Consider the following 21,207-nt stretch of genomic DNA (forward strand, 5'->3'; position numbering starts at 1 on the left):
GTGTTCCCCAATCGCGGCGATCGGACGATGATCGAGACCACACTCACCCGCGCAGCAGAGGGATTGGTGGAGAACATGTCTGACATCCGTTCGCTCGGCTATCTCAAGGTGCAGACGCAGGACGTCGATCGTTGGCGCGGACTCGTGGTCGACGGCCTCGGCATGGCCGTCGGTTCCGGCCCCGACGAGGACGGGCTGTACCTGCGGATCGACGAGCGCCGGTCACGGCTGCAGGTGTTGCCGGGCGAGGTGGACAAGGTGCTCGCGGTCGGCTGGGAGGTGCGTGACCAGTTCGCGCTGCGAGCCGTGCACGATGAGTTGGAGAAGGCGGGCGTGGAGGTCCGCGAGCTGTCGCAGGGGGAGGCGGACCAGCGCGACGTGGAGCGCGTGATCACCTTTGCCGATCCGGCAGGAACCACCGTCGAGGTGTTCTTCGGTCCGGTGCTCGACCACAGCCCGGTGGTTACCCCGCACGGCGGCCGGTTCGTGACCGGGCCCGCGGGCCTCGGCCACGTCGTGCTGCCGACGCCGCACTTCCAGGAGACCTACGACTTCTATACGGAGGTCCTCGGCTTCCTGCCCCGCGGTGCCATGCGCCTCGGTGGGCCGGGCGCACCCGGCCCGGCCCTGCGGGTGCGGTTCCTGGGCGTCAACCAGCGGCACCACAGCCTGGCGATCTGTCCGGCGCCGCCGTCGGAGGCCCCCGGGATGGTGCACCTGATGATGGAGGTCGACACCCTCGACGCGGTGGGCCAGGCGCTGGACCGGGTCGGCAAGCTCGGGTTCTCGATCTCGTCCACCCTCGGTCGGCACACCAACGACAAGATGGTCTCCTTCTACGTTCGCGCGCCCGGCGGCTGGGACCTCGAGTTCGGCACCGAGGGCATGCTGGTGGACGAGACCCACTACACCGCGGAGGAGATCACCGCGGACAGCTACTGGGGTCACGACTGGTCCGGCTCGGAGCCCCTCGCGGCGTTCACTCCCGAGTCGTAGCGTTCGGCGCCCCGGGGGCCGGGCGGACGCATATCGTGGATTGCCGGGGGCCACTCGCGGAGGAGTCCGGGATGACAATTCCATCGGCACAGGGCATCGCGCCCAGGTTCGACGGCCTGCTGGCCGCCGTCGTCAACTGCACGCTGAAGCGGTCGCCGGAGGTCAGTAACACTCAGGGGCTGATCGACCGGAGCGTCGGGCTGATGCGCGACGCGGGCGTCGCGGTCGACGAGATCCGCGCGGTCGATCACGACATCGCCACCGGCGTGTACCCCGACATGACCGAACACGGCTGGCCGAGCGACGAGTGGCCGCAGCTGTACGGGCGGATCATCGCAGCGGACATCCTGGTGCTGGCGGGCCCGATCTGGCTCGGCGACAACAGCTCGGTGATGAAGAAGGTCATCGAGCGCCTGTACGGCTGCTCGTCGATCCTCAACGACCGGGGGCAGTACGCCTTCTACGGGCGGGTCGGCGGCTGCCTGATCACCGGCAACGAGGACGGCGTCAAGCACTGCGCGATGAACATCCTCTACAGCCTTCAGCACCTGGGCTATGTGATCCCGCCGCAGGCGGACGCCGGCTGGATCGGCGAGGCGGGCCCGGGTCCGTCCTACCTGGACGAGGGGTCTGGCGGGCCGGAGAACGACTTCACCAACCGCAACACCACCTTCATGACCTACAACCTGATGCACGCGGCGGCGATGCTGAAGGAGGCCGGCGGGTTCCCCGCCTACGGGAACCAGCGGTCCGAGTGGGACGCCGGTTGCCGGCCGGACTTCGCGAACCCCGACTACCGCTGACAGCGTCCGCTGCGGCGGGGGTGTCGCTGGGATAACCTCTCGCCATGGCGTCAGCGGCCTCGGTGGGGCGATCGGCCGCGTGGACCGCTATGGCCATCGCGATGACCTTCGGCGCCACGGCCTGTATCGGAGCCGTGGACCGGGCCGACTTCGATGCGGCGATGCGAGCGCGCGGCGGCGGGATGACCACGGCCGTGGTCCGGGACGCGATGGCCGCCCTCGCGCTCGAGTACGGCGTCACCGAGTTGCAGGTCACCTCGGTGAACATCGGACCGGTCGAGACGGTCGAGGTGACCGTACGGAACCCTGCGCGTCCCGATCAGCTGGACAGTTTCACCTTCGACGGCCGATATCTGAGTGAACCGACCCCGGTACCGGTCAGTGCCCACGACGATCTCGACGCGCAATCCTTCAGTCTCGGAGAGGTTCCCGCGCTCGACCGCGTCGAGAGCCTGGTCGACGACGCCCTTGCGGACACCGCCTTTGACGACGGCCAGGTCACCGGCATCTCGGTCAACAGAACCGAGGCGATACGGCCGACGGTCATGGTCGAGTCGCCGCGGTCCCGGGCACTTGTCGTGTTCGATGCCGACGGGGCGATCTCGGGGGTACATCCGCTGTGACCGAACCCGTGGAACTCGGCGTGAACGCCGAGCGCGCGCGGCGACCGGTTGTCGCGCGGGCGTTGATCTGGGGAATGGTGATCGTCTTCGGCGCAGGCTTCCTCACGTTGACCTCCTCGGTGATCTGGCCGGGGCAGGCGCTCTACCTCGCCCCGTTGTTCTGCGAACAACCCACCGCTGAGGCCGTCATCGTCTCGGACACCTACGCCTCGGGGGATGGCACCTCGACGGACTTCACGCTCTACTGCATCGGAGATCGCGGTCAGACGATCGATGAGGGCTGGCTGCGGCCCTTTCTGATGCTCTGGGGTTGCTATGCCGTCGCGATCGTCGTGTTGGTGGTTGTGGTGGCGATCATCTCGCGGAAACCGACTACACCGGAGCAACACTCGCTGTAGCAGACCGTCCACGCATTCGGTGTGGCAGCGGTGGCGGACTTGCGCGGGCGCCGCGGTCGAGGTATTTCTGGATACAGCGTCGCGTGTCGATGACGGACTGCGTCAGGCATGGAGGCGTCGGACCGCAAGGGGTTTCCTTGACCATCTCGTTCAACCACACCATCGTCGCCGCGAAAGACAAGCAGCTCTCGGCGTACTTCTTCACCACGCTGTTCGGCCTCCCGGATCCGGTTCCGGCCGGCTTCTTTCTCGCGGTTCAGCTCGACAACGGAGTCACCCTGGACTTCGCCGAACCACCGCCCCACCTCGACGTGACCCCACAGCACTACGCGTTCCTGGTCTCGGAGGACGACTTCGACAGCATCTACGGTCGAATCCTCGAGCGGAAAATGGAGCACTGGGCCGATCCCCGGCAATCGGCCACGGGAATCAACAAGAATGACGGCGGTCGTGGGACCTACTTCCTCGACCCTGCCGGGCACTTTCTCGAGATCATCACCCGGCCATATGGTTCGGGCAGATAAGGTCCGCTGACACGGTGGTGGCGGCACCCCCGATCGCGGGGTGTGGCCGCCACCGGCCAGAGGATCGGGCTTCTCAGCCGCTCGTCGTCGGAGAGCCACCGCTTCGGGTCGGCGGCAGGAACCTGCGCGCGACGTTCTCCTCGGTGGACGCGCCCGGCGACCACTGCGAGATCCAGGGGCCGGTGCCCTCGCTCGGGTCGAGCACCCCGGCCTCCAGCCAGGTGTACCGGCCGTCGAGGATGCCGTCGGCGAGCCGGTGGTCCACCTCGTCGCTGTTGTCCCACAGGGCCGCGAACAGCCGATCGATCCGGATCCGGGACTGCTGGCAGAACGCGTCTGCCAGCTCGTAGGCGGCGTCGCCCTGGCCGGGGTCCTGCCCGCGCAGCATCTCGGCTCGCACGCAGCTCGCCGACATCGCGAACAGTTCGGCGCCGATGTCCACGACCCGGCCGAGGAACGCCTGGTGCTTCTCCATCCCGGCCTGCCAGCGGGCCATGCCGTAGAAGGTGGAGCGGGCCAATTTGCGTGCGTTGCGCTCCACGAAGCGCAGATGCGTTGCGTTCCCACCGAATTCGCCGTACGACGTCGGGAGCTGGCCCTTGCCGGAGACCAGGTGCGGCAGCCACTTGGCATAGAAGCCGCTGGCGCCGAGCGCAGCCTTGGCCTTGTGCTGCAGGTCCGCCTTGGGGTCCGCGAGGTCCCCCGCCGCGGCCAGGTGGGCGTCGACGGCCTCGCGGGCCACCAGCAGCCGCATGATCTCGCTGGACCCCTCGAAGATCCGGTTGATCCGCAGGTCGCGAAGCTGCTGCTCGGCGGGCACCGCCCGCTCACCCCGCGCGGCCAGCGACTCGGCGGTCTCGTAGCCACGACCACCGCGGATCTGGATCAGGTCGTCGGCGATCAGGCAGGCCATCTCGCTCGACCACAGCTTGGCGAGCGCGGCCTCGATCCGGATGTCGTTGCGGCCCTCGTCGGCCATCTGTCCGGACAGCTCCAGCACCGCCTCCAGCGCGAACGTGGTGGCGGCGATGAACGACAGCTTGGCGGCGACCGCCCCGTGCTTGCCGACCTGTCTGCCCCACTGCACCCGTTCCGCGGACCACTTGCGCGCGATGAGCAGCGACCACTTGCCCGCGCCCGCGCACATCGCTGGGAGGGCGAGCCGACCGGCATTGAGGGTGGTCAGCGCGATCTTGAGCCCGTCGCCCTCGCGCCCGATCAGATTCGCGGCCGGCACCCGCACCTGGTGCAGACGGGTGACACCGTTCTCGATCCCGCGCAGGCCCATGAACGAGTTGCGTCGCTCGACGGTGATGCCGGGTGAATCCGCTTCGACCACGAACGCCGTGATCCCGCCGCGGTGCTCACTGCCCGGCTCGCCGGGGCGCCCCTCGCTGCGGGGCACTCGCGCCATCACCACGAGCAGCTCGGCGACCACGCCGTTGGTGGTCCACAGCTTCACGCCGTCGAGGAGATAGGCGGAGCCGTCCTCGGTCGGGGTCGCGGTGGAGGCCATCCGGGCCGGGTCCGATCCGACGTCGGGCTCGGTCAGCAGGAACGCGGACACCGCGCCCTTCGCGCAGCGGGGCAGGAACTCCCGCTTCTGCTCCGGGGTGCCCGCGAGCTTGAGCGGCTCGGGCACGCCGATGGACTGATGCGCCGACAGGAGCGCTGCGATGCTCGGGTGCACCGTCGCGACGAGCATCAAGGCCCGGTTGTAGGCGACCTGCGACAGACCGAGCCCGCCGTACTCCTCGGAGACCTTGAGGCCGAAGCAGCCGAGCTCGGCGAATCCCTTGACGTAGTCGTCGGGGATCCGGGATTCGCGCTCGATCACCGCCCCGTCCAGGGTGGCGCAGTACTTCTCGAGCTCGGCGAGGAACCGGTCGGTCTTGGCGGCCTCCGCGGGCGGCGGCTGGGGGAAGGGGTGCACGAGGTCGAGCCGCAGCCGCCCGAGGAAGAGCTCCTTCGCGAACGAGGGCTTGTCCCACCCGCTCTCCCTGGCTTCCTCGGCGACCGCTCTCGCCTGTTCCTCGGTGACCTCGGCCGGTGCAACCATGATCCGCCTCCTGGAAGGACGTGCCAGTTGTTACTGGCGAGTATCCTCCGGCGACGCCGGTTTGGGAACCCTACGACCGGGCGAGAATCACGAGTGCGGTCAACCCCGCGTCTCGCGCAAAGCCAATGCGAGCAGGCGCGACTCGATGATCTCGCCCGGGCCGCTCGGGTTCTGCAGCGACATCCGCTCGGCCGCCTCGTGGTCGTTCGTGGCCCCGCCGGGCAATGCGCGTAGCACCGTTCGTAGCTGTCCGGATCGGTCGGCGGTCCTGCCCTTGAGCCAGCCGAGGGCCCGCGCCAGGCGCTGCTCGACGGGGGTGAAGTCGCTGCCGAGCGGGTACTCCGGCAGGGTGCCCTCCCGGCGCAGGGACGCCAGCGCGGATCGCAGTCGCGCGGGGGTGTTCCCCGCGGTGCCTGCGGGCAGGGCGAAGTCCCGCGGCAGTTTGCCTGCGCGGGTGGCCGCCTCGATCAGCGCTGCCTGGAACCGGGTGTCGGTGATCGCGGTCATCGCCGCGATGCAGTCCTCGTCGGTGCGGCCACGCACGTCGGCGACCCCGTACTCGGTGACGTACACGTCGCGCAGGTGCCGGGGGACGGTGGTGTGGCCGTAGTTCCAGAGCACGTTCGAGCCGGCCTTGTCTCCCGCCCCTCGGGTCGAGCGCAGCATCAGTACCGAGTGCGCCTGCGGCAGCGCGTGCGCCATCGCGACGAAGTTGTACTGGCCGCCGACGCCCGATACCAGCCGGCCGTCGTCCAGCGCGTCGGACACGGCGGCTCCGAGCGCGGTGGCCATCATGCAGGTGTTGAAGAACCGCGCGTGGCGGCGCTGCAGCCGTTCGAGCGTTTCGTTGCCGCCGTACAGCTCGTTGACCTCGCTGACGCGCTTCATGCCGATGCCGTCGCGGTCCGGGTACGGGAGATCGCGCAGCCAGCCGTAGAACTCCGGTGAGCCGAGATAGAAAGCGCCGTGGAGGAATTCGCCGTCACGCGCCACGATCGTGTGGTCGTCCTCGGTGGCGGTGCCCGCGTTGATGCGGGACATCACCTCGGCGTCGTCGACCACCCTGCGCTTGACGACACCGACCTCGACCAGTCGCTTGAAGCCCTCGTTGATCATCTCGGTGCACCCGTACAGGCCGTCGGTGAACGGTGCCAGCGCGGTGTCGTCCGCGTGGGGTGACCCGAGGGCGTGCAGCACCCTCCGGTAGGTGGCATTGTCGGTGTGCCGCAACGCGAGCGCGTGGCACAGCGCGTCGGCCAGGGCGCCGATGCCGATCTGCAGGGTGCCGCCGTCCAGCACCAGGGTGCTGGCGTGGAAGCCGATCGCGTAGTCGGCGTCGGTGACCGGTTCGCGGGGCAGGCCGAACAGCTTCGGGTGCGGGCCCGGCGGGGTCAGCACTGCGTCGAAGAAGTCGGGATCGACGGCCGCGGTGCCGCCGAGCCACGGCAGTTCGGGGTCCACCTCGGCGATCAGCACCGGCCGCGGCAGGCCGCGCGCCGCGATCTCGTCGAGGGTGTCGAAGGTCAGGTCGGTGTTGCAGGACAGCGAGAGTCGGGTCCCGCCCGGCTCGCGGGCGACCTTCTGCAGCACCGCGTTCACGCCGCGGTCGGCGAGTGCCCGTGCGACATGCGTGTAGTTGAGGCTCGCGTAGCGCTGCTGCGCCTGGGGCGAGCCCAGCAGCGCGCCCGATTGCAGGTAGAACTCCTCGACCTCGATGTGCGCAGGCAGCGCGTTGCGCTTGAGTGCCCGCACGTACGCCAGCCGCGGGAAGTCGTCGCCGAAGTGCCGCTGCAGGAATGGCCCGAGGAAGCGCGCCTGCAGGCCCTCGCCCGCGGCGGGCGGGTCCAGCGACAGCGCGGTGTAGAGGTGCAGGCGTTGCGACGGGTCGGCTTCGACCCGCTCGTACAGTGCGTTCAGCAGGCGGTGCGGCTTGCCGAGCCCGAGCGGACCCGCCACGTGCAGCGGGCCGTCGGTGCTGGTCAGCAGCCATTCCGTGGCGTCATCGAGCGAATCGAACTGCACAGGCTCCCGGCGTGTCGGCATGGGCACACCCTAGGAGGCGCTCCGCGCCTGTGCGCGGTTGACGAGTCCCTGCCCTCGTCAACCGCACACAGGCGGCGCAGCCGCCTACTTGTCCCACTGAGCGGAGTCACCCGGACGGTGGTCCGCGCTTGATGTCAGGATCTATCCTGCGGGGACGGAATGCGGACAGAAGGCGGGGAGACATGCCCAGGCTTGCGGAGGCGCGCGACGCGGCCGAGCCCAGTTCGGTCGAACAGCGGGCGCGGTACGGCCGCATCCTGGACGCGGCCGCCGTGCTGGCCTCCGAGAAGGAGCTCGAGCGCGTCCAGATGCACGAGGTCGCCAAGTCGGCAGGCGTGGCCATCGGCACCCTCTACCGCTACTTCCCGTCGAAGACCCACCTGTTCGTCGCGGTGATGGTCGACCAGATCGACCAGATGGGCGTCGGCCTGACCAAGCGCCCGAAGGGCACCGGCTCGCCCGCGGACGCGGTCTACGAGATCCTGCTGCGCGCGACCAGGGCGCTGCTGCGCAGGCCCATGCTGGCGACGGCGATGATCCAGTCCGCGGCCACCTCCAACGCGGCCACGATTCCCGACGTCGCCAAGATCGACCAGCATTTCGACGCGCAGCTGCTCGACGCCGCGGGCATCGCGAACCCCTCCGTCCGCGACACCACGGTGATCCGGTTGATCGTGTCCCTGTGGTTCGGGCTGATCCAGTCCAGCCTCAACGGACGGGCGTCGATCCCCGAGATCGAATCCGACCTGCGGATCGCGTGCGACCTGCTGCTCGCGGACCTCACCGGCACCGTCCACTAGCGGACCACTCCGCATGCCGCACATACGTCCGTTCCGCCGCTCCGACCGCCGGCAGGTCACCGACGTGGTGAACGCCCACATCTCGGCCGTCGTGCCGGGATGGGCCATCTCGACCGACACCCTGATCTCCCAGCTCGAGGCCGATCCCGGTCAATGCGTGACCGACCCCTTGGTGCGGACCCGCGAAACCCTGGTGGCCGTGGTCGACTCCCGGGTGGTCGGCGCGGCGCACCTGCGGTGCTATCGGGATTCCCCGCACGTGGCGCCCGACCACCGCGGCTCGGGCGAGGTCGCCTGGATGGTCTGCTGGCCGAATCAGGCCGACGCCGCAGCCGAGCTGTTGGGCGCCGCGCTGCGCGTGTTCGAGTCATGGGGCGCACGACGAATATTCGCTGACGGCGACCTTCCGACGCCCGTCACCTTCGGAATCCCGGACTGCTGGCCGCACCTCGAGGAGTTGCTGCTCGGCGCGGGGTTCCTGCCCGCCGAGGGCGCCGTCGAGATACTCCTCGCGGGCGGGATCGAGACCCTCCCGGTGTCGGATGATTCTGCGTCCGAACAGATTCGGCGATCGGTGGGGGAACGCGGGGTTCGATTCACGCTCGGCGACGGCGGGACGGGGCAGGGTCGCGTCGAGACGATCGACGACTGCACCAGGGGCGGAACACTGTTGCGGCTCGCCGGATGGGCGGAGCTGGCAGACCTGAAGCTGCCCCCGGATCCCGGGGCAAGGGGTGCGCTCATGGGGATCGTCGCGGACTGGCTCCGAACTGGCGGCGTCGCGAACCTCTTCATCGCTCTCGGGCGGGGGGACGTCGAGCAGATGGAGTACCTCGAGGACCTCGGGTGGCGGCGACTGGCGACCGTCCGGCGCGGGTGGGAACGTACGTCGCGGCCGTAGCCGGGCATGCCGTTGCCAGGCCCGAGGAAATGGAATACATTCCAAAAAGTGGTCCTGCCACCCCCGGGTGCCGGTAACCCTCCCTGATGTTCGTGAACTCGCAGTGCGTGTCCGTTGCGGGTGATACCACCAATGTGCAGCTGAACACCATCGGCGAGCGCATCCCGGGTCTCCCCGAGACCCCCAGCCCGGAAAGTAGCAACTGTTATGAATCGCACCTTCGTTGTCGGCGTCGGCATGACCAAGTTCGAGAAGATCGAGAGCCGCGACTGGGAGTACCCGGACATGGTGTCCGAGGCGGTCGGCGCCGCGCTCGCGGACGCAGGCATCTCGTACGACCAGGTGCAGCGCGCAGCGGTTGGCTACGTGTTCCAGCCGTCGGCCGCAGGCCAGCGCGCGCTCTACGAGACGGGCCTGACCGGCATCCCGATCGTCAACGTCAACAACAACTGCGCCACCGGTTCGTCGGCGCTGATGATGGCCCGCGAGTGGGTGCAGGGCGGCATCGTCGACGTCGCGCTGGCAGTGGGCTTCGAGAAGATGACCAAGACCGCCCTCTCCGGCACCGGGGAGATGCCCAAGGTCTCCACGCTCGACGATCACCTGAAGGTCATGAAGGCGAAGCACGACTGGGGTCGCGGCCCCATGACGGCGCAGCTGTTCGGCAACGCCGCGCTCGAGCACATGGAGCGCTACGGCACCACCGCCGAGCAGATCGCATCCGTCGCGGTGAAGAACCACAAGCACTCGGTGAACAACCCGTACGCGCAGTTCCGTGACGAGTACACGCTGCAGCAGGTGTTGGACGACAAGATGATCCACGCGCCGCTCACCCGCTCGCAGTGCTCGCCGACCTCGGACGGTGCGGGCGCAGCGATCGTCGTCAGCGAGCGCTTCGTCCGCGAGCACGGACTCGAGGACCAGGCGATCGAGATCGTCGCGCAGGCGCTCACCACGGACACCGCGGAGGCCTTCGCCGACCAGTCGATGATCGACGTGGTCGGTGCCCCGATGACGCGTGCGGCAGCCGCGCAGGTGTTCGCCGAGTCCGGGCTCACGATCGAGGACGTGGACGTGATCGAACTGCACGACTGCTTCGCGATCAACGAGATCATCACGTACGAGGGCCTCGGCCTGTGCGAGGCGGGCGAGGGCGGCAAGCTGGTCGAGTCCGGTGCCACGACCTATGGCGGTCAGTGGGTGGTCAACCCCTCCGGCGGCCTGATCTCGAAGGGCCACCCGCTCGGCGCCACCGGCCTTGCGCAGTGTGCCGAGCTGACCTGGCAACTGCGCGGCAAGGCGGACGCCCGTCAGGTCGACGGTGCCCGTGTGGGTCTGCAGCACAACCTCGGCCTCGGCGGCGCGTGCGTGGTCACGCTGTACCGGGCCGGAACCCTGGAGCTCAGCTGATGGACCTCGGCAGCCACCCCACCTTCGACAGTCATGACGACGGAACGGTTCTCACCTCCGCCCCGCAGGACGCTCCGGTGGACCGGGCCACCGCCGCGGCCCGCCGGGTCGTCGACGCGATGCTGCGCACCGACCGCGCGAACGCGAACCTCGACCGGGTTGCCGAGGAGCTGAACAGCATCGCCGATCACCTCGAGGAGCACGCTCCCGCCGTGGCGGAACGTCTGATCGACATGTGGAACGGCGAGGGCGTGACCCGGCACGACCCCGTCACCGGCCCAGAGAACGCCATCGCGCCGCCGATCGTGCTCGAGGGTCTGAGTGATGGCTCGGTGCGGGGCGAGGTCACCCTGACCATGCCCTACCAGGGGCCGCCGGGGTGTGTGCACGGCGGCGTCTCGGCGCTGATCCTGGACCACGTGCTCGGCGTCGCGAACGCATGGGGCGGCCAGGCGGGCATGACCGCGCAGCTGAACGTGCGGTACCACCGCCCGACCCCGCTGTTCGAGCCGCTCACCGTCACCGGGAAGCAGATGTCCGTGGAGGGTCGCAAGATCAACACCGTCGGCAGCATCACCACCGCGGACGGCGAGGTGTGCGTCTCGGTGGAGGGACTGTTCATCGACGCCGCGGTGCCACGCCCCCGGTAGGCCGCCGCGCCACCCGTGAGTCCTTCTAGCCCTCTGGCGGACCAGAAGGACTCACGGGCGGCGCAGCCGCCTCAAGCAGTTGCGCCAGGTGGACGCCCTCGCGTCCGGCGAGCTGATCGGCCTGGGTCCGGCAGGAGAAGCCGTCCGCCAGCAGCACGGCATCGGGTCCCTCTTCCCTGAGCGCGGGCAGGATCCCGTTCTCGGCCACCGCGGTCGAGACGTCGTAGTGGCCGCGTTCCATCCCGAAGTTCCCGGCCAGACCGCAGCACCCGGCGATCTCCCGGACCTCGGCGCCCGCCCGCGCCAGCAGCGCCCGATCGGGGGCGAAGCCCATCACCGCGTGCTGGTGGCAGTGTGGCTGCACGACGACCCGGACCCCGTCGAGCCGAGGTGGCGACCACGGCCTGCCGTCGGCATCGGTTGCGGTGGTCAGGAATTCGGCCAACGTGCGGGTGGACGCGGCGACGAGGGCAGACCGGGGATCGTCCGGGAGCAGCTCGGGCAGGTCGGACCGCAGCACCGCGGTGCAGGACGGCTCGAGGCCGATGATGGGGCGGCCAGCCTCGAGGTGGGGCTGCAACTGATCCAGGGTACCGAGCAATTGCCTTCGCGCGCCGTCCAATTGACCGGTGCTGATCCATGTGAGTCCACAGCAGGCCGACCGTCGCGTGATCAGGACCTGATAGCCGACGTCCTCGAGCAGGGCGACCGCCGCACGGCCCACCGCGGGGGAGAAGGAATTGGTGAAGGTGTCGATCCACAGCAACACCTCGCGGCCGGGCCCCGCGGGGGCGGGCCTGCGCCGCCACCATCGGCGGAAGGTCTGGTCGGCGAAGCGGGGGACCCCGCGTCGCGGGTCGAGTCCGGCCACTCGCAGTCCCGTGCGGCGCAGCGGCCCGATTGCGCTCGCCGCATTGACGATCGACGGCAGCCGTCCGCCGATCCGCGACCACCGCGGCAGCATCCCGAGCGCGTAGTGGGTCCGCGGACGCGGCCGCCGTCGATACCGCCGATACAGCACCTCGGACTTGTAGGCGGCCATGTCAACCCCGGCCGGGCAGTCCGAGCCGCACGCCTTGCAGGACAGGCACAGGTCGAGCGATTCCTCCAGTTCCGGCGAGCCGAAGCCGCCCGTCACCAGTGACCCGTTGATGGTCTCCTGGAGTACCCGGGCACGGCCGCGGGTGCTGTCCTTCTCGTCGCCGGTCGCGAGGTACGACGGGCACATGAAGCCGCCCGCGCCCGAGGTGTCCGCGCGGCACTTGCCGATGCCGACGCAGCGGTGCGCCGCCATGCTCAGGTCGCCGCGGTCCGCGGTCAGCGACAGGCCACCCGCGAAGGGGACCGGCGGCGCCTGCGCCACCCGCAGACCGGCGTCCACGGGCGCCGGGTCCACCAGCACGCCCGGGTTCAGGACATTGCTCGGGTCGAAGACCGCCTTGAAGCCGGCGAACGCGGCCAGGGCCGACTCGGTGTACATCAGCGGGAGCAGTTCGGAGCGGGCACGACCGTCGCCGTGCTCGCCGGACAGCGATCCGCCGTGCCCCGCGACCAGCGCGGCGGCATCGACCAGGAATGCCCGGAAGCGTTGTGGGGCATCGGCGATGGGCAGGTCGAGTCGAACGTGTACGCAGCCGTCGCCGAAATGCCCGTACAGCAGGCCGTCCACCCCGTGCCTGCCGGTCAGCTCCGCGAAATCGCGCAGGTAGGCGCCGAGGCGCTGCCGGGGGACCGCGGCGTCCTCCCAGCCCGGCCAGGCGGGCTGCCCGTCGACGGTGCGGCCGGCCAAACCGACGCCGTCCGCTCGGATCCGCCACAGCGCGGCCGATTCCGGGCCGGTCGGCACTACGCGGCTGTCCAGTGCTCCCGCGTCGCGACAGATCTCGGCGGCCCTCGCCAGTGCCTCGGCCGGCGTCGAGCCGTCGACCTCGACGAACAGCCAGCCGGCGCCGCGAGGCAGGTCCGGGACCGCGCCGGCACCCTTGTGCCTGCGAACCACGTCGACCAACCGGGCATCGATGCCCTCGATCGCCAGGGGGCGACCGGTCAGCACCATGGCGGCACCGTCCGCCGCGGCAGGCATGTCGGGGTAGCCGAGGACCGCGAGCGCGGTGGCGGCCGGGACCGGCACCAGCCCCACCGTCGCATCGAGGATCAGGCCGCAGGTGCCCTCGGAGCCGACGAGGGCACGGGCCACGTGGTGCCCGCGCTCGGGGAGCAGGTGCTCGAGCCCGTACCCCGACCCCTGCCGTTCGAAGCGGCCCAGTTCGGTGCGGATCAGCGCGAGGTTGTCGGTCACCAGACGGTCGAGTCCGGGCGCGGCCGAGAGGTCGTCGGCCAGGCGCCGCTCGACCCCGGTGCCGTCGAGGATCCGCAGGGCATGGACGTTGTCGGCGGTGCGGCCCCAGGCGACGGCCCTGGGTCCGCAGGCGTTGTTGCCGATCATCCCGCCGAGGGTGCAGCGGTCCTGTGTGGACGGATCCGGGCCGAACCGCAACCCGTGCGCCGCGGCCGCCCGCTGGAGGGTGCTCAGCACCACGCCGGGCTGAACGACGGCGGTCCGGAGGTCAGGATCGAGCGCCACGATGCGGTCGAGGTGTCTGCTGAAGTCGAGGACCAATCCGGACCCGATCGCGTTGCCCGCCACGGAGGTTCCGGCCCCACGGGCGGTCACCGGAAGGTTGTGGGTGCGGCCGACCTCCAGGACCGCCGCCACGTCCTCGTCGGAGCGCGGGAACACCACCACATCGGGCACGACACGGTAGTTGGAGGCGTCGGTGCTGTACTCGGCCCGGCGCCGGGTGCTGTCGTCCACCTCGCCCGCGACCCGCGCGTGCAGCGCGGCGATCGCCGAGGTCAGATCGTCGGTACCGCTGATCTGCGACACCCTGCCGATACTACGGCTCCCGCAGAGGCTCCTGCCAGCGTCGGGCGCTCGCCGCCGAATGATCGAGGTAGGCACATTAATTCGATGGATCACCGCAGGTGATGAAAATGCGGGAAGTCCGGATGTGGCCCCGAGAGCCCATGCATGATGGCAGCCGCAGTTCGACTAACCCCGTTTGTCCAGGTCGGAGATCCCGGACAAACCGATATGAAAGGTCATGCAGTGAGGACATCCCGTAAGAGCATCGCCCGTGCCGGCGCCGTCACCGGACTCGCCGCCATCGCCCTGCTCGCGAACCCCGCGCTCGGTTCCGCCGCGGTCGCCGGTAGCGCCGCCGTACACACCGAGGGTCAGCGCGTCATCGTGGACGTCACCGGTGTCGGCTCGCCGAGCCTGCTGATGTGCTTGGTTCAGGTGAAGAACCCCATGGGGGATCTGTTGGAAGGCAATCCGGTCTCACTGACCGGAACGCCGGGCGCGGGCACGTATCGGTCGCAGGCGCTCAGAGACGGGACGTACCGGATCGAGGTGCTCTGCGCCGATGGCGACGGCCTGACGTTCCTCACCCCCTTCGGCGGTGAGCGGGTCGTCGTCGGCGGCGGCTCGGGCAGCAGCGGCAGCTCCTCGGGCAGCGCGGACTCCCCGACCGGAAGCTGACCCACGGGGCTCCCGAGCGCGCTACCGCGCGGTCAGTCGCGACCGCAGCTCGACCAGCAGGTCGGCGCCGTCGCGACGGCCGCGCGGTCCGTCGGCCTCTGGGGTGATCATCCGACCCTCGTCGGAACGGGTCCACTCGCGCACCGCCCAGCGTTCCGCGATCGCCCACCGGCCCGCGCGGCGCTCCATCAGGTCGACATAGCGCGCGCCGCTGGTGAAGTCGCCCCCGGTGGGGTGGCCCCAATGTGTTGCCGTGGAATATGACTCGCTGATCGCGAGGTCGCCGTGCAACTCGACGAGGTGGTTCCCGATGTGGTGCATGGTGCCGCCGAGAAGCTCCAGCTTGGGGCGTACCCAGGCGATGTACTCCTCGACGCCGCCGTCGAATCCCGTGTGGTGATCGATGCCGTCCGGGTGATAGGCGCCGCGTACCAGGTCGAAGTCGAGTCGGTCGATGCCGCGGCAGTAGCGCATCACCACCTCGTAGATGGCCTGTTTGTCGAGGAGTTCATCGAGCGCCGTCACCGCCGTCCCCTTCCTGTCGCCCCGTCACGTTTGCGCTCACGAGTTCTACCGCAGGGCCAGTCCGTGGGTCATGACCTTCCCGGTCACCGGGAGAAGGGAAACCGGTGGTCGCACCGCTGACCGGGACTTCGGACGCCGAGCAGCGGCGGGGTGGCTAGTGTCGAAGCCGCCGAAGCTGTGAACACCAAGACACCCAGTTACAGGAGTCGAGTTGGAACGCGCCACGATCGCCGAGATGCTGCTGGACCGCGTCGATGACGAGCACCTGGGCGTGCGCACCCGCGAGCGGGACTGGACCTGGGACGAGACCGTCCGCGAGAGCGCGGCCCGCGGCGCCCTGGCCGCCGCGCTGCGCGTCGACGGTCCGTTCCACATCGGCGTGCTGCTCGAGAACACCCCGGAGTTCCTTTTCTGGCTCGGCGGCGCCGCGCTGAGCGGGGCCGCGATCGTCGGGATCAACCCGACGCGGCGCGGCGCCGAGCTCGAGGCCGAGGTTCGCTATGTCGACTGCCAGCTCATCGTCACCGACGCGGCGGGCATGGCACAGCTGCGCGGGCTCGATCTAGGGCTGACCGAGGACCGGTTCCTCCTCGTCGACGACCCCGCGTACGCGGAACGCGTTGCGGCGCATCGGGTCGCGGACCCCGCCGCAGATCCGGAGGTCTCCGAGTCGACGCTGTTCCTGTTGCTGTTCACCTCCGGCACCACCGGCATGTCCAAGGCCGTGCGATGCAGCCAGGGCAGGCTCGCGCGCCTCGCGCACGCGAACACCACTAAGTACGGTCACGTCCGCGAGGACGTGGACTACTGCTGCATGCCGCTGTTCCACGGCAACGCCCTGATGGCTCTCTGGGCGCCTGCCCTGGCCAACGGCGCGACGGTCTGCCTGACGCGTAAGTTCTCCGCGTCCAGGTTCCTGCCGGACGTGCGGTTCTTCGGCGCCACCTACTTCACCTACGTGGGCAAGGCGCTGGCGTACCTGATGGCCACGCCGGAGCGGCCGGACGACCACGACAACACGCTGGTCCGCGGCTTCGGCACGGAAGCCTCCACGGAGGACAGGGCGGAGTTCGTCCGCCGGTTCGGCGCCGAACTGTTCGAGGGCTACGGGTCGAGCGAGGGCGCGGGCTCGGTTCGCCTCGACCCGGCCGCGCCCGACGGCGCGCTCGGGCGTCCGGCGCACGTGGAAATCGCGGTGGTGAATCCGGACAGCCTGGTGGAGTGCGAGCGGGCCCGCCTCGACGAGCACGGCCGGGTGCTGAACCCGGACGCGGCGATCGGGGAGATGGTCGACAAGGGCGGCGCCAAGCGGTTCGAGGGGTACTACAAGAACGAACAGGCCGTGGCGGACCGGATCAGGCACGGTTGGTACTGGACAGGCGATCTCGGCTACGTGGACGAAGCCGGGTTCATCTACTTCGCCGGGCGCAAGGGCGACTGGATCCGCGTCGACGGCGAGAACACCTCGGCGCTGATGATCGAGCGGATCGTGCGCAGGCACCCGAAGGTCATCGCGACCGGGGTGTACGCGGTGCCGGATCCGCGCTCGGGCGACCAGGTGATGGCGGCAATCGAGGTGGCCGACACCTCGGACTTCGATCCGGTCGAGTTCGCCGCCTTCCTCGCGGCCCAGGACGACCTGGGCACCAAGGCGGCCCCGCGTTTCGTCCGGGTATCGAGGAACCTGCCGGTGACCGGGTCGAACAAGGTGCTCAAACGCGAGCTGCAGTCCGAGCTCTGGCGGTGTGTCGACCCGGTGTTCCGCTGGGAGGGACGCGGCGAACCGGAGTACCAGGTGATGTCCGAGGATGACAAGGTCGCACTGGAGGCGGAGTTCGCCTCGCATGGGCGCCAGCGCTATGTATAGGCAGCTGCCTGTGCGTGGTTGACGAGTGTGTGGACTCGCCAACCGCGCACGGGCGGCGCAGCCGCCTCTGTCGAAAGGATGTTCCATGAAGCTGGGAGTCGTGATCCCGGTCGAGCTCGGTGTCACCGGAGAGCCCGACAAGATCCTCGAGTTCGCCAGGGCCGCCGAGTCTCTCGGGTTCGACGAGATCTCGGCGGTGGAGCATTCCGTGGTCATCGGGGACACCGACAGCGCGTACCCGTACTCGCCGACGGGCAAGTCCCACCTGCCCGACGACTGCGACATCCCGGACCCGCTGGAGCTGCTGTCCTTCGTGGCGGGGGCCACCACCACACTCGGCCTCGCGACCGGGGTGCTGGTGCTGCCGAACCACAACCCGGTGGTGCTGGCGAAGCGGCTCGCGACCCTTGACCGGCTCTCCGGCGGGCGCCTGCGGATCTGTCTCGGCGTCGGCTGGATGCGGGAGGAGATCGAGGCCTGCGGCGGCCGGTTCGACCGCCGTGGGAAGGTCGCCGACGAGGCCATCGCGGTGATGCGCGCGCTGTGGGCCGGTGGGTCCGAGGGCGTCGGCCACGCGGGCGAGCACTATCGGTTCGAGCGGGCGTATTCGTTCCCGAAGCCGGCGCACCCGTCCGGCGTGCCGCTGTACATCGGCGGCCACAGCAAGGCGGCGGCGCGGCGAGCGGGGCGGTTGGGCAACGGTTTTCAGCCGCTCGGGCTCGGCGGCGAGGACCTCGACGCGGCGGTGGCGCTGATGCGCTCGTCCGCCGTCGAGGCGGGGCGTGACCCGTCCGAGGTCGCGCTGGTGCTCGGCCACCTGCTGACGAGGGTGGACGGGTCGAAGATCGACTGGGCGACCTCGCTCGGGTCCGATCGGATCCTGCTGTCCGCGTCCCGCCACGCGACCACCTTCGAGGCGGTGCTCGACGAGATGGCCGAGTGCTCGAAGCGGCTGGGCCTGGCCTGACCGGTCGTACGGAGCCGCGGGGACGGCAGCCGTCACCGGGTTCGGGGGCGGCGGCCGGTCCGCCACCCGGCCACCGCCGCCTCTGCGTCCACCCGGTGCACCGGCACCCGCGGCGCGCTCGGGGCGCGCAGGTAGTCGGCGATGCGACGGTTCAGTTCCGCGACAGCCTCCCGCACGTCGGCCTCCGTCGGCAGGTCCGCGACCGTCTCGGGCAGTCGCGCGACCTTGCGCCGCAGCTGCAGCGACGGCGGCAGCAGTGCCTCGGTGGACAGGCCCTCGGCCCGCAGCTTGTTCTTCACCCACCACAGCTCGTCGTCGTCGGCGAGGTGCGGGATCGGCTTGCCCGCGCCGGGCAGGTCGTCGAAGTCGCCGCGTTCCTGGGCGACCCGGATCTGACGCTCGACCCACGACTCGAACGGGACGTCCCACGGCTTGCGCTCGGTCATGCCTCAAGGATGCACCGACCCAGTAGGCCCTGCTACAGCGACCAGGTGTGCTTGCCGAGGACCTTCTTCTCGTAGACGTACACGTTCGCCCGCGTCGCGCAGAAGACGGTGAGGCCGATTGCGGCGCCCCGGTCCAGCCACACGGGGGTGTCGGCGAACGTCGCGACGACGCCGTAAGCGACGCCGAGCGCGATGAATGCCACGGCCTTTCGCCACAGGCCCTTGGCGAACAGGTAGACGAAGCCGAAAAATGCTGCCAGCCAGTTGAACTGGAGGATCATGCGTCGACCGAAGGGCAGTGCCTTGAACGCGGCGACCCACTCGGGGCTGTTCTTCCATAACCCGGGCAGTCCGTGCTGGGCGAAGAAATCGAACCGGAACATCCACCTCTCGCCCAGTCCGGAAGCGGGGGCGGTCGGGTTCAGGTGAGTCGGCGTCATGACCAGTTGGACGCACGCCGACGAGATTCGGTTCCGGTCGAGCGCTGGGGTGGTGGAGCTCAGGTGTGCTCGGAGATCATCACAGCGCGGGTGCCGGGTTCGAGTGCCTGGAACACGTGCGCGACATCGCCTGGGTACGCGATGTAGTCGCCGGGGCCGAGTTCGACGGGATCCGGGGTCACCCCCACCAGGGCCCGGCCCGCGCTGAGCACGACGTGCTCGATGACACCGGGCGGGTGCGGCTGCGACTCACGGGCGGGACCGGGTTCGGCCGCGATCCGGTAGACGTCGCGGCGCGCGTTCGGCGGGCAGGAGGCGACCAGCGTCGCCTGGTAGTCGGCCCGATCCGAGTGCAGCGCCGGGCCCTCGTCGGCGCGGATCACCTGGACCCGCGGTCGCGGCGGATCCAGCAGTCGCGAGATCTGGATGTCGAGCGCGGTGCACAGCGCCCAGAGCGTCTCCACGCTGGGATTGCCGGTGCCCGCCTCGAGCTGGGACAGTGTCGACTTGGCCACGCCTGCGCGCCGGGCGACCTCGGTGAGCGAGAGCCCGGCCCGTTCGCGTTCCTGCCGCAGCGCCGACGCGATCGCGTCCAGCGGGGCCTTCCCCTCCGGTGCCATGTGTTCACTGTATCGGTCGTATTGTTCGACTTGACGAACACTTGCCACCTGTTCATTATAAAAGTCATGCGTTCGACATGGCGAACACTTGATCGCGGGCTCCGGGCAGACATCGCCCTCGTGTGCCTCGCCGACGGGATCGTCGGCGTGTCCTACGGCGCCATCGCGGTCGGTCTCGGGTTCGCGCCGTGGCTGCCCGTGCTGATGGCGGGGCTCGTCCTCGCGGGCGCCTCGGAGTTCCTGTTCGTCGGCATCGTCGCGGCAGGCGGCAGCCCGCTCGCTGCGCTCGCCGCGGGCCTGCTCGTCAACGCGCGGCACCTGCCGTTCGGCCTGGCGGTCGGCGACGTGACCGGCGGCGGCTGGCGACGGATGCTGGGCAGCCACGTCCTCAACGACGAGAGCGCGGTCTTCGCGCTCGGTCAGGACGACGCGGTCCGCAGGCGCGCCGCCTACTGGCTGTGCGGAATCGGGATCCTGGTCTGCTGGCCCGCCGGGGCGCTGATCGGCGCGACCGCGGGCAGCGTCATCGGCGACACGGACGTTCTCGGGCTCGACGCGATGTTCCCCACGGTGCTACTGGCGCTGGTGATTCCGGCGCTGCGGGATCTGGCCACCGCCCGGGCGGCACTGGTCGGCGCGGGCGTGGCGCTCGCCGCGACACCCTTCCTGCCCGCGGGCATCCCGGTGTTGCTTGCGCTCGTGGGGCTCTGCGCCGGCGGCGTGCGAAAGGTGGCGGTTCGGTGAACGTGTCTGCGGTACTGATGATTTCGATACTCGTGTTGGCGGCGGGAACGTTCGCCTTCCGATTCGCGGGCCCCGCGCTGCGGACCCGGGTGGTCGTGCCGGATCGGGTGGAGAAGCTGATGGGCACGGCGGCAGTGGTGTTACTGGTCGCGGTCGCCGCCACCACGGCGCTGACCCAGGACCAGGGCGCGGCCGGCATCGCACGACCGCTGGGCGTGCTGGTCGGCGGGGTGCTCGCCTGGCGCAAGGCGCCCTTCCTCGTGGCCGTGCTCGCCGCCGCGGCCACGGCGGCCGGACTGCGCCTCCTCGGCGTCCCCTGATCGGTCCCGGGAAGGGCGGTCAGGCGCCGGGCACCGTCACCGGTCGGTCCTCCGCGAAGTCGACCGTCAGCTCGCGGCGCGCGACCAGCCATCGACCGTCCACGCGCCGGTAGCTGTCCCGGTAGCGGATGGCGAGGCTGTTGTCGCGGAATCCGTCCTCGACCCGGTAGATGTGGTGCGCCTGGCAATAGACCAGGCCGTCCGCGGCGTCGCCGTCCACGGAGAGCATCTGCTGCCCGACCGCGTGATGCGTCGAGTGCAGGTGCCCGACTGCCCCGAGCACCGTCGCGGCGATCTGCTCGGGACCCGCGACGGTGGGGCTCTGACCGCGCCGGACGAGCGCGGCGGGCTGCACGAACTCGGCGTCCGTGGTGAACAGCGCGGCCAGGGCGGCGGTGTCACGGCCGTCCACCGCCGACGCGTATCGTCCGGCCAGATCGGCGAGATCGAGCCGGTCGGCGTGGTTTTGAGTGCTCATGCCCCGAGTATGCGACGCCTGCTGCGGGTGCGGGCCGCGCCCGCGCCCG

The 21,207-nt window shown here is 70.0% G+C and carries 22 protein-coding genes; 14 read left to right on the forward strand and 8 right to left on the reverse strand.

What is annotated here, in order from left to right; genetic code table 11:
* The first annotated feature begins 75 nt into the window (after nucleotides 1–75).
* The 5 genes from bphC to JOE46_RS19165 all read left to right on the forward strand — a co-directional run bounded on the left by bphC (nucleotide 76) and on the right by JOE46_RS19165 (nucleotide 3,344).
* Nucleotides 76–996, forward strand: coding sequence for a biphenyl-2,3-diol 1,2-dioxygenase (bphC, locus tag JOE46_RS19145; protein WP_209928128.1), 921 nt, complete (start codon nucleotides 76–78; stop codon nucleotides 994–996).
* Nucleotides 997–1,067: 71 nt separating this feature from the next.
* Complete coding sequence (locus JOE46_RS19150; RefSeq protein ID WP_097213469.1) at nucleotides 1,068–1,799, forward strand: flavodoxin family protein; 732 nt, start codon at nucleotides 1,068–1,070, stop codon at nucleotides 1,797–1,799.
* Between the two features lie 44 nt (nucleotides 1,800–1,843).
* On the forward strand, nucleotides 1,844–2,422 hold the full coding sequence (locus JOE46_RS19155) for a hypothetical protein (RefSeq protein ID WP_209928129.1): 579 nt from the start codon (nucleotides 1,844–1,846) through the stop codon (nucleotides 2,420–2,422).
* Nucleotides 2,419–2,820 carry a hypothetical protein gene (locus tag JOE46_RS19160; protein WP_307861308.1) on the forward strand — a complete coding sequence of 134 codons (402 nt, stop codon included), beginning with the start codon at nucleotides 2,419–2,421 and terminating at the stop codon, nucleotides 2,818–2,820. Before JOE46_RS19155 ends, JOE46_RS19160 begins: the two co-directional genes overlap by 4 nt.
* A 137-nt stretch (nucleotides 2,821–2,957) precedes the next feature.
* Nucleotides 2,958–3,344, forward strand: coding sequence for a VOC family protein (locus tag JOE46_RS19165; RefSeq protein WP_209928130.1), 387 nt, complete (start codon nucleotides 2,958–2,960; stop codon nucleotides 3,342–3,344).
* Between the two features lie 73 nt (nucleotides 3,345–3,417).
* Here JOE46_RS19165 and JOE46_RS19170 read toward each other — a convergent pair whose 3' ends face one another.
* Together JOE46_RS19170 and JOE46_RS19175 are read right to left on the reverse strand one after the other, a co-directional pair.
* Nucleotides 3,418–5,403, reverse strand: coding sequence for an acyl-CoA dehydrogenase family protein (locus tag JOE46_RS19170; RefSeq protein WP_209928131.1), 1,986 nt, complete (start codon nucleotides 5,401–5,403; stop codon nucleotides 3,418–3,420).
* 99 nt (nucleotides 5,404–5,502) lie between these two features.
* Nucleotides 5,503–7,446: an acetyl-CoA hydrolase/transferase C-terminal domain-containing protein gene (locus tag JOE46_RS19175; RefSeq protein ID WP_209928132.1), complete on the reverse strand. Its 1,944-nt coding sequence runs from the start codon at nucleotides 7,444–7,446 to the stop codon at nucleotides 5,503–5,505.
* Between the two features lie 182 nt (nucleotides 7,447–7,628).
* Here JOE46_RS19175 and JOE46_RS19180 point away from each other — a divergent pair, with 182 nt between their 5' ends.
* The 4 genes from JOE46_RS19180 to JOE46_RS19195 all read left to right on the forward strand — a co-directional run bounded on the left by JOE46_RS19180 (nucleotide 7,629) and on the right by JOE46_RS19195 (nucleotide 11,207).
* Nucleotides 7,629–8,246, forward strand: coding sequence for a TetR family transcriptional regulator (locus JOE46_RS19180; protein ID WP_097213466.1), 618 nt, complete (start codon nucleotides 7,629–7,631; stop codon nucleotides 8,244–8,246).
* A 13-nt stretch (nucleotides 8,247–8,259) separates the two neighbouring features.
* Nucleotides 8,260–9,147 carry a GNAT family N-acetyltransferase gene (locus tag JOE46_RS19185; RefSeq protein ID WP_097213465.1) on the forward strand — a complete coding sequence of 296 codons (888 nt, stop codon included), beginning with the start codon at nucleotides 8,260–8,262 and terminating at the stop codon, nucleotides 9,145–9,147.
* A gap of 207 nt (nucleotides 9,148–9,354) precedes the next feature.
* Nucleotides 9,355–10,557 carry a lipid-transfer protein gene (locus tag JOE46_RS19190; RefSeq protein ID WP_097213464.1) on the forward strand — a complete coding sequence of 401 codons (1,203 nt, stop codon included), beginning with the start codon at nucleotides 9,355–9,357 and terminating at the stop codon, nucleotides 10,555–10,557.
* The gene (locus JOE46_RS19195; protein ID WP_209928133.1) at nucleotides 10,557–11,207 is read left to right on the forward strand and encodes a PaaI family thioesterase; all 651 of its coding nucleotides are present in this window, start codon (nucleotides 10,557–10,559) and stop codon (nucleotides 11,205–11,207) included. Before JOE46_RS19190 ends, JOE46_RS19195 begins: the two co-directional genes overlap by 1 nt.
* Nucleotides 11,208–11,232: 25 nt before the next feature.
* Here JOE46_RS19195 and JOE46_RS19200 read toward each other — a convergent pair whose 3' ends face one another.
* Nucleotides 11,233–14,085, reverse strand: coding sequence for an FAD-binding and (Fe-S)-binding domain-containing protein (locus tag JOE46_RS19200; protein WP_209929196.1), 2,853 nt, complete (start codon nucleotides 14,083–14,085; stop codon nucleotides 11,233–11,235).
* Nucleotides 14,086–14,316: 231 nt separating this feature from the next.
* On the opposite strand from JOE46_RS19200, the gene JOE46_RS19205 reads away from it, so the two are divergent.
* Nucleotides 14,317–14,751, forward strand: coding sequence for a hypothetical protein (locus JOE46_RS19205; RefSeq protein WP_097213462.1), 435 nt, complete (start codon nucleotides 14,317–14,319; stop codon nucleotides 14,749–14,751).
* Nucleotides 14,752–14,772: 21 nt separating this feature from the next.
* Here JOE46_RS19205 and JOE46_RS19210 read toward each other — a convergent pair whose 3' ends face one another.
* Entirely contained in the window at nucleotides 14,773–15,276 is a 504-nt protein-coding gene (locus tag JOE46_RS19210) for a nuclear transport factor 2 family protein (RefSeq protein ID WP_257017706.1), read from the reverse strand.
* Between the two features lie 235 nt (nucleotides 15,277–15,511).
* On the opposite strand from JOE46_RS19210, the gene JOE46_RS19215 reads away from it, so the two are divergent.
* Both JOE46_RS19215 and JOE46_RS19220 read left to right on the forward strand, forming a co-directional pair.
* Complete coding sequence (locus JOE46_RS19215; protein ID WP_209929197.1) at nucleotides 15,512–17,143, forward strand: AMP-binding protein; 1,632 nt, start codon at nucleotides 15,512–15,514, stop codon at nucleotides 17,141–17,143.
* A gap of 85 nt (nucleotides 17,144–17,228) precedes the next feature.
* Nucleotides 17,229–18,110 (forward strand): LLM class F420-dependent oxidoreductase, encoded by an 882-nt coding sequence (locus tag JOE46_RS19220; RefSeq protein WP_209928134.1) that lies wholly within the window; start codon nucleotides 17,229–17,231, stop codon nucleotides 18,108–18,110.
* Nucleotides 18,111–18,142: 32 nt separating this feature from the next.
* Here JOE46_RS19220 and JOE46_RS19225 read toward each other — a convergent pair whose 3' ends face one another.
* The 3 genes from JOE46_RS19225 to JOE46_RS19235 are packed head-to-tail and all read right to left on the reverse strand — an operon-like array spanning nucleotide 18,143 to nucleotide 19,616.
* Entirely contained in the window at nucleotides 18,143–18,556 is a 414-nt protein-coding gene (locus JOE46_RS19225; RefSeq protein WP_209928135.1) for a DUF1992 domain-containing protein, read from the reverse strand.
* A 32-nt stretch (nucleotides 18,557–18,588) separates the two neighbouring features.
* Complete coding sequence (locus JOE46_RS19230; protein ID WP_097213458.1) at nucleotides 18,589–18,996, reverse strand: DUF2628 domain-containing protein; 408 nt, start codon at nucleotides 18,994–18,996, stop codon at nucleotides 18,589–18,591.
* A 59-nt stretch (nucleotides 18,997–19,055) separates the two neighbouring features.
* Nucleotides 19,056–19,616, reverse strand: coding sequence for a helix-turn-helix domain-containing protein (locus JOE46_RS19235; protein WP_097213457.1), 561 nt, complete (start codon nucleotides 19,614–19,616; stop codon nucleotides 19,056–19,058).
* Nucleotides 19,617–19,682: 66 nt separating this feature from the next.
* Between JOE46_RS19235 and JOE46_RS19240 the strand changes: the two genes are divergently transcribed.
* On the forward strand, nucleotides 19,683–20,360 hold the full coding sequence (locus JOE46_RS19240) for an AzlC family ABC transporter permease (protein WP_097213456.1): 678 nt from the start codon (nucleotides 19,683–19,685) through the stop codon (nucleotides 20,358–20,360).
* The gene (locus JOE46_RS19245; RefSeq protein WP_179800673.1) at nucleotides 20,357–20,680 is read left to right on the forward strand and encodes an AzlD domain-containing protein; all 324 of its coding nucleotides are present in this window, start codon (nucleotides 20,357–20,359) and stop codon (nucleotides 20,678–20,680) included. The genes JOE46_RS19240 and JOE46_RS19245 overlap by 4 nt, the downstream gene beginning before the upstream one ends.
* A 19-nt stretch (nucleotides 20,681–20,699) precedes the next feature.
* On the opposite strand, the gene JOE46_RS19250 is transcribed toward JOE46_RS19245, so the two are convergent.
* Entirely contained in the window at nucleotides 20,700–21,158 is a 459-nt protein-coding gene (locus JOE46_RS19250; protein ID WP_097213455.1) for a nuclear transport factor 2 family protein, read from the reverse strand.
* Nucleotides 21,159–21,207: the final 49 nt, after the last annotated feature.

It is taken from the genome of Rhodococcus sp. PvR099, from assembly GCF_017833315.1.
GTDB classification, from domain to species: Bacteria; Actinomycetota; Actinomycetes; order Mycobacteriales; family Mycobacteriaceae; genus Rhodococcus_G; species Rhodococcus_G oryzae.

Bases quoted from the DNA above. Each gene is read 5' to 3' on its own strand.
- JOE46_RS19180 (WP_097213466.1), top strand. From the start codon at position 7,629: ATGCCCAGGCTTGCGGAGGCGCGCGACGCGGCCGAGCCCAGTTCGGTC.
- JOE46_RS19185 (WP_097213465.1), top strand. From the start codon at position 8,260: ATGCCGCACATACGTCCGTTCCGCCGCTCCGACCGCCGGCAGGTCACC.
- bphC (WP_209928128.1), top strand. From the start codon at position 76: ATGTCTGACATCCGTTCGCTCGGCTATCTCAAGGTGCAGACGCAGGAC.
- JOE46_RS19235 (WP_097213457.1), bottom strand. From the start codon at position 19,616: ATGGCACCGGAGGGGAAGGCCCCGCTGGACGCGATCGCGTCGGCGCTG.
- JOE46_RS19215 (WP_209929197.1), top strand. From the start codon at position 15,512: ATGCTGCTGGACCGCGTCGATGACGAGCACCTGGGCGTGCGCACCCGC.
- JOE46_RS19175 (WP_209928132.1), bottom strand. From the start codon at position 7,446: ATGCCGACACGCCGGGAGCCTGTGCAGTTCGATTCGCTCGATGACGCC.
- JOE46_RS19225 (WP_209928135.1), bottom strand. From the start codon at position 18,556: ATGACCGAGCGCAAGCCGTGGGACGTCCCGTTCGAGTCGTGGGTCGAG.
- JOE46_RS19230 (WP_097213458.1), bottom strand. From the start codon at position 18,996: ATGACGCCGACTCACCTGAACCCGACCGCCCCCGCTTCCGGACTGGGC.
- JOE46_RS19170 (WP_209928131.1), bottom strand. From the start codon at position 5,403: ATGGTTGCACCGGCCGAGGTCACCGAGGAACAGGCGAGAGCGGTCGCC.
- JOE46_RS19250 (WP_097213455.1), bottom strand. From the start codon at position 21,158: ATGAGCACTCAAAACCACGCCGACCGGCTCGATCTCGCCGATCTGGCC.
- JOE46_RS19190 (WP_097213464.1), top strand. From the start codon at position 9,355: ATGAATCGCACCTTCGTTGTCGGCGTCGGCATGACCAAGTTCGAGAAG.
- JOE46_RS19195 (WP_209928133.1), top strand. From the start codon at position 10,557: ATGGACCTCGGCAGCCACCCCACCTTCGACAGTCATGACGACGGAACG.
- JOE46_RS19240 (WP_097213456.1), top strand. From the start codon at position 19,683: ATGCGTTCGACATGGCGAACACTTGATCGCGGGCTCCGGGCAGACATC.
- JOE46_RS19150 (WP_097213469.1), top strand. From the start codon at position 1,068: ATGACAATTCCATCGGCACAGGGCATCGCGCCCAGGTTCGACGGCCTG.
- JOE46_RS19220 (WP_209928134.1), top strand. From the start codon at position 17,229: ATGAAGCTGGGAGTCGTGATCCCGGTCGAGCTCGGTGTCACCGGAGAG.
- JOE46_RS19155 (WP_209928129.1), top strand. From the start codon at position 1,844: ATGGCGTCAGCGGCCTCGGTGGGGCGATCGGCCGCGTGGACCGCTATG.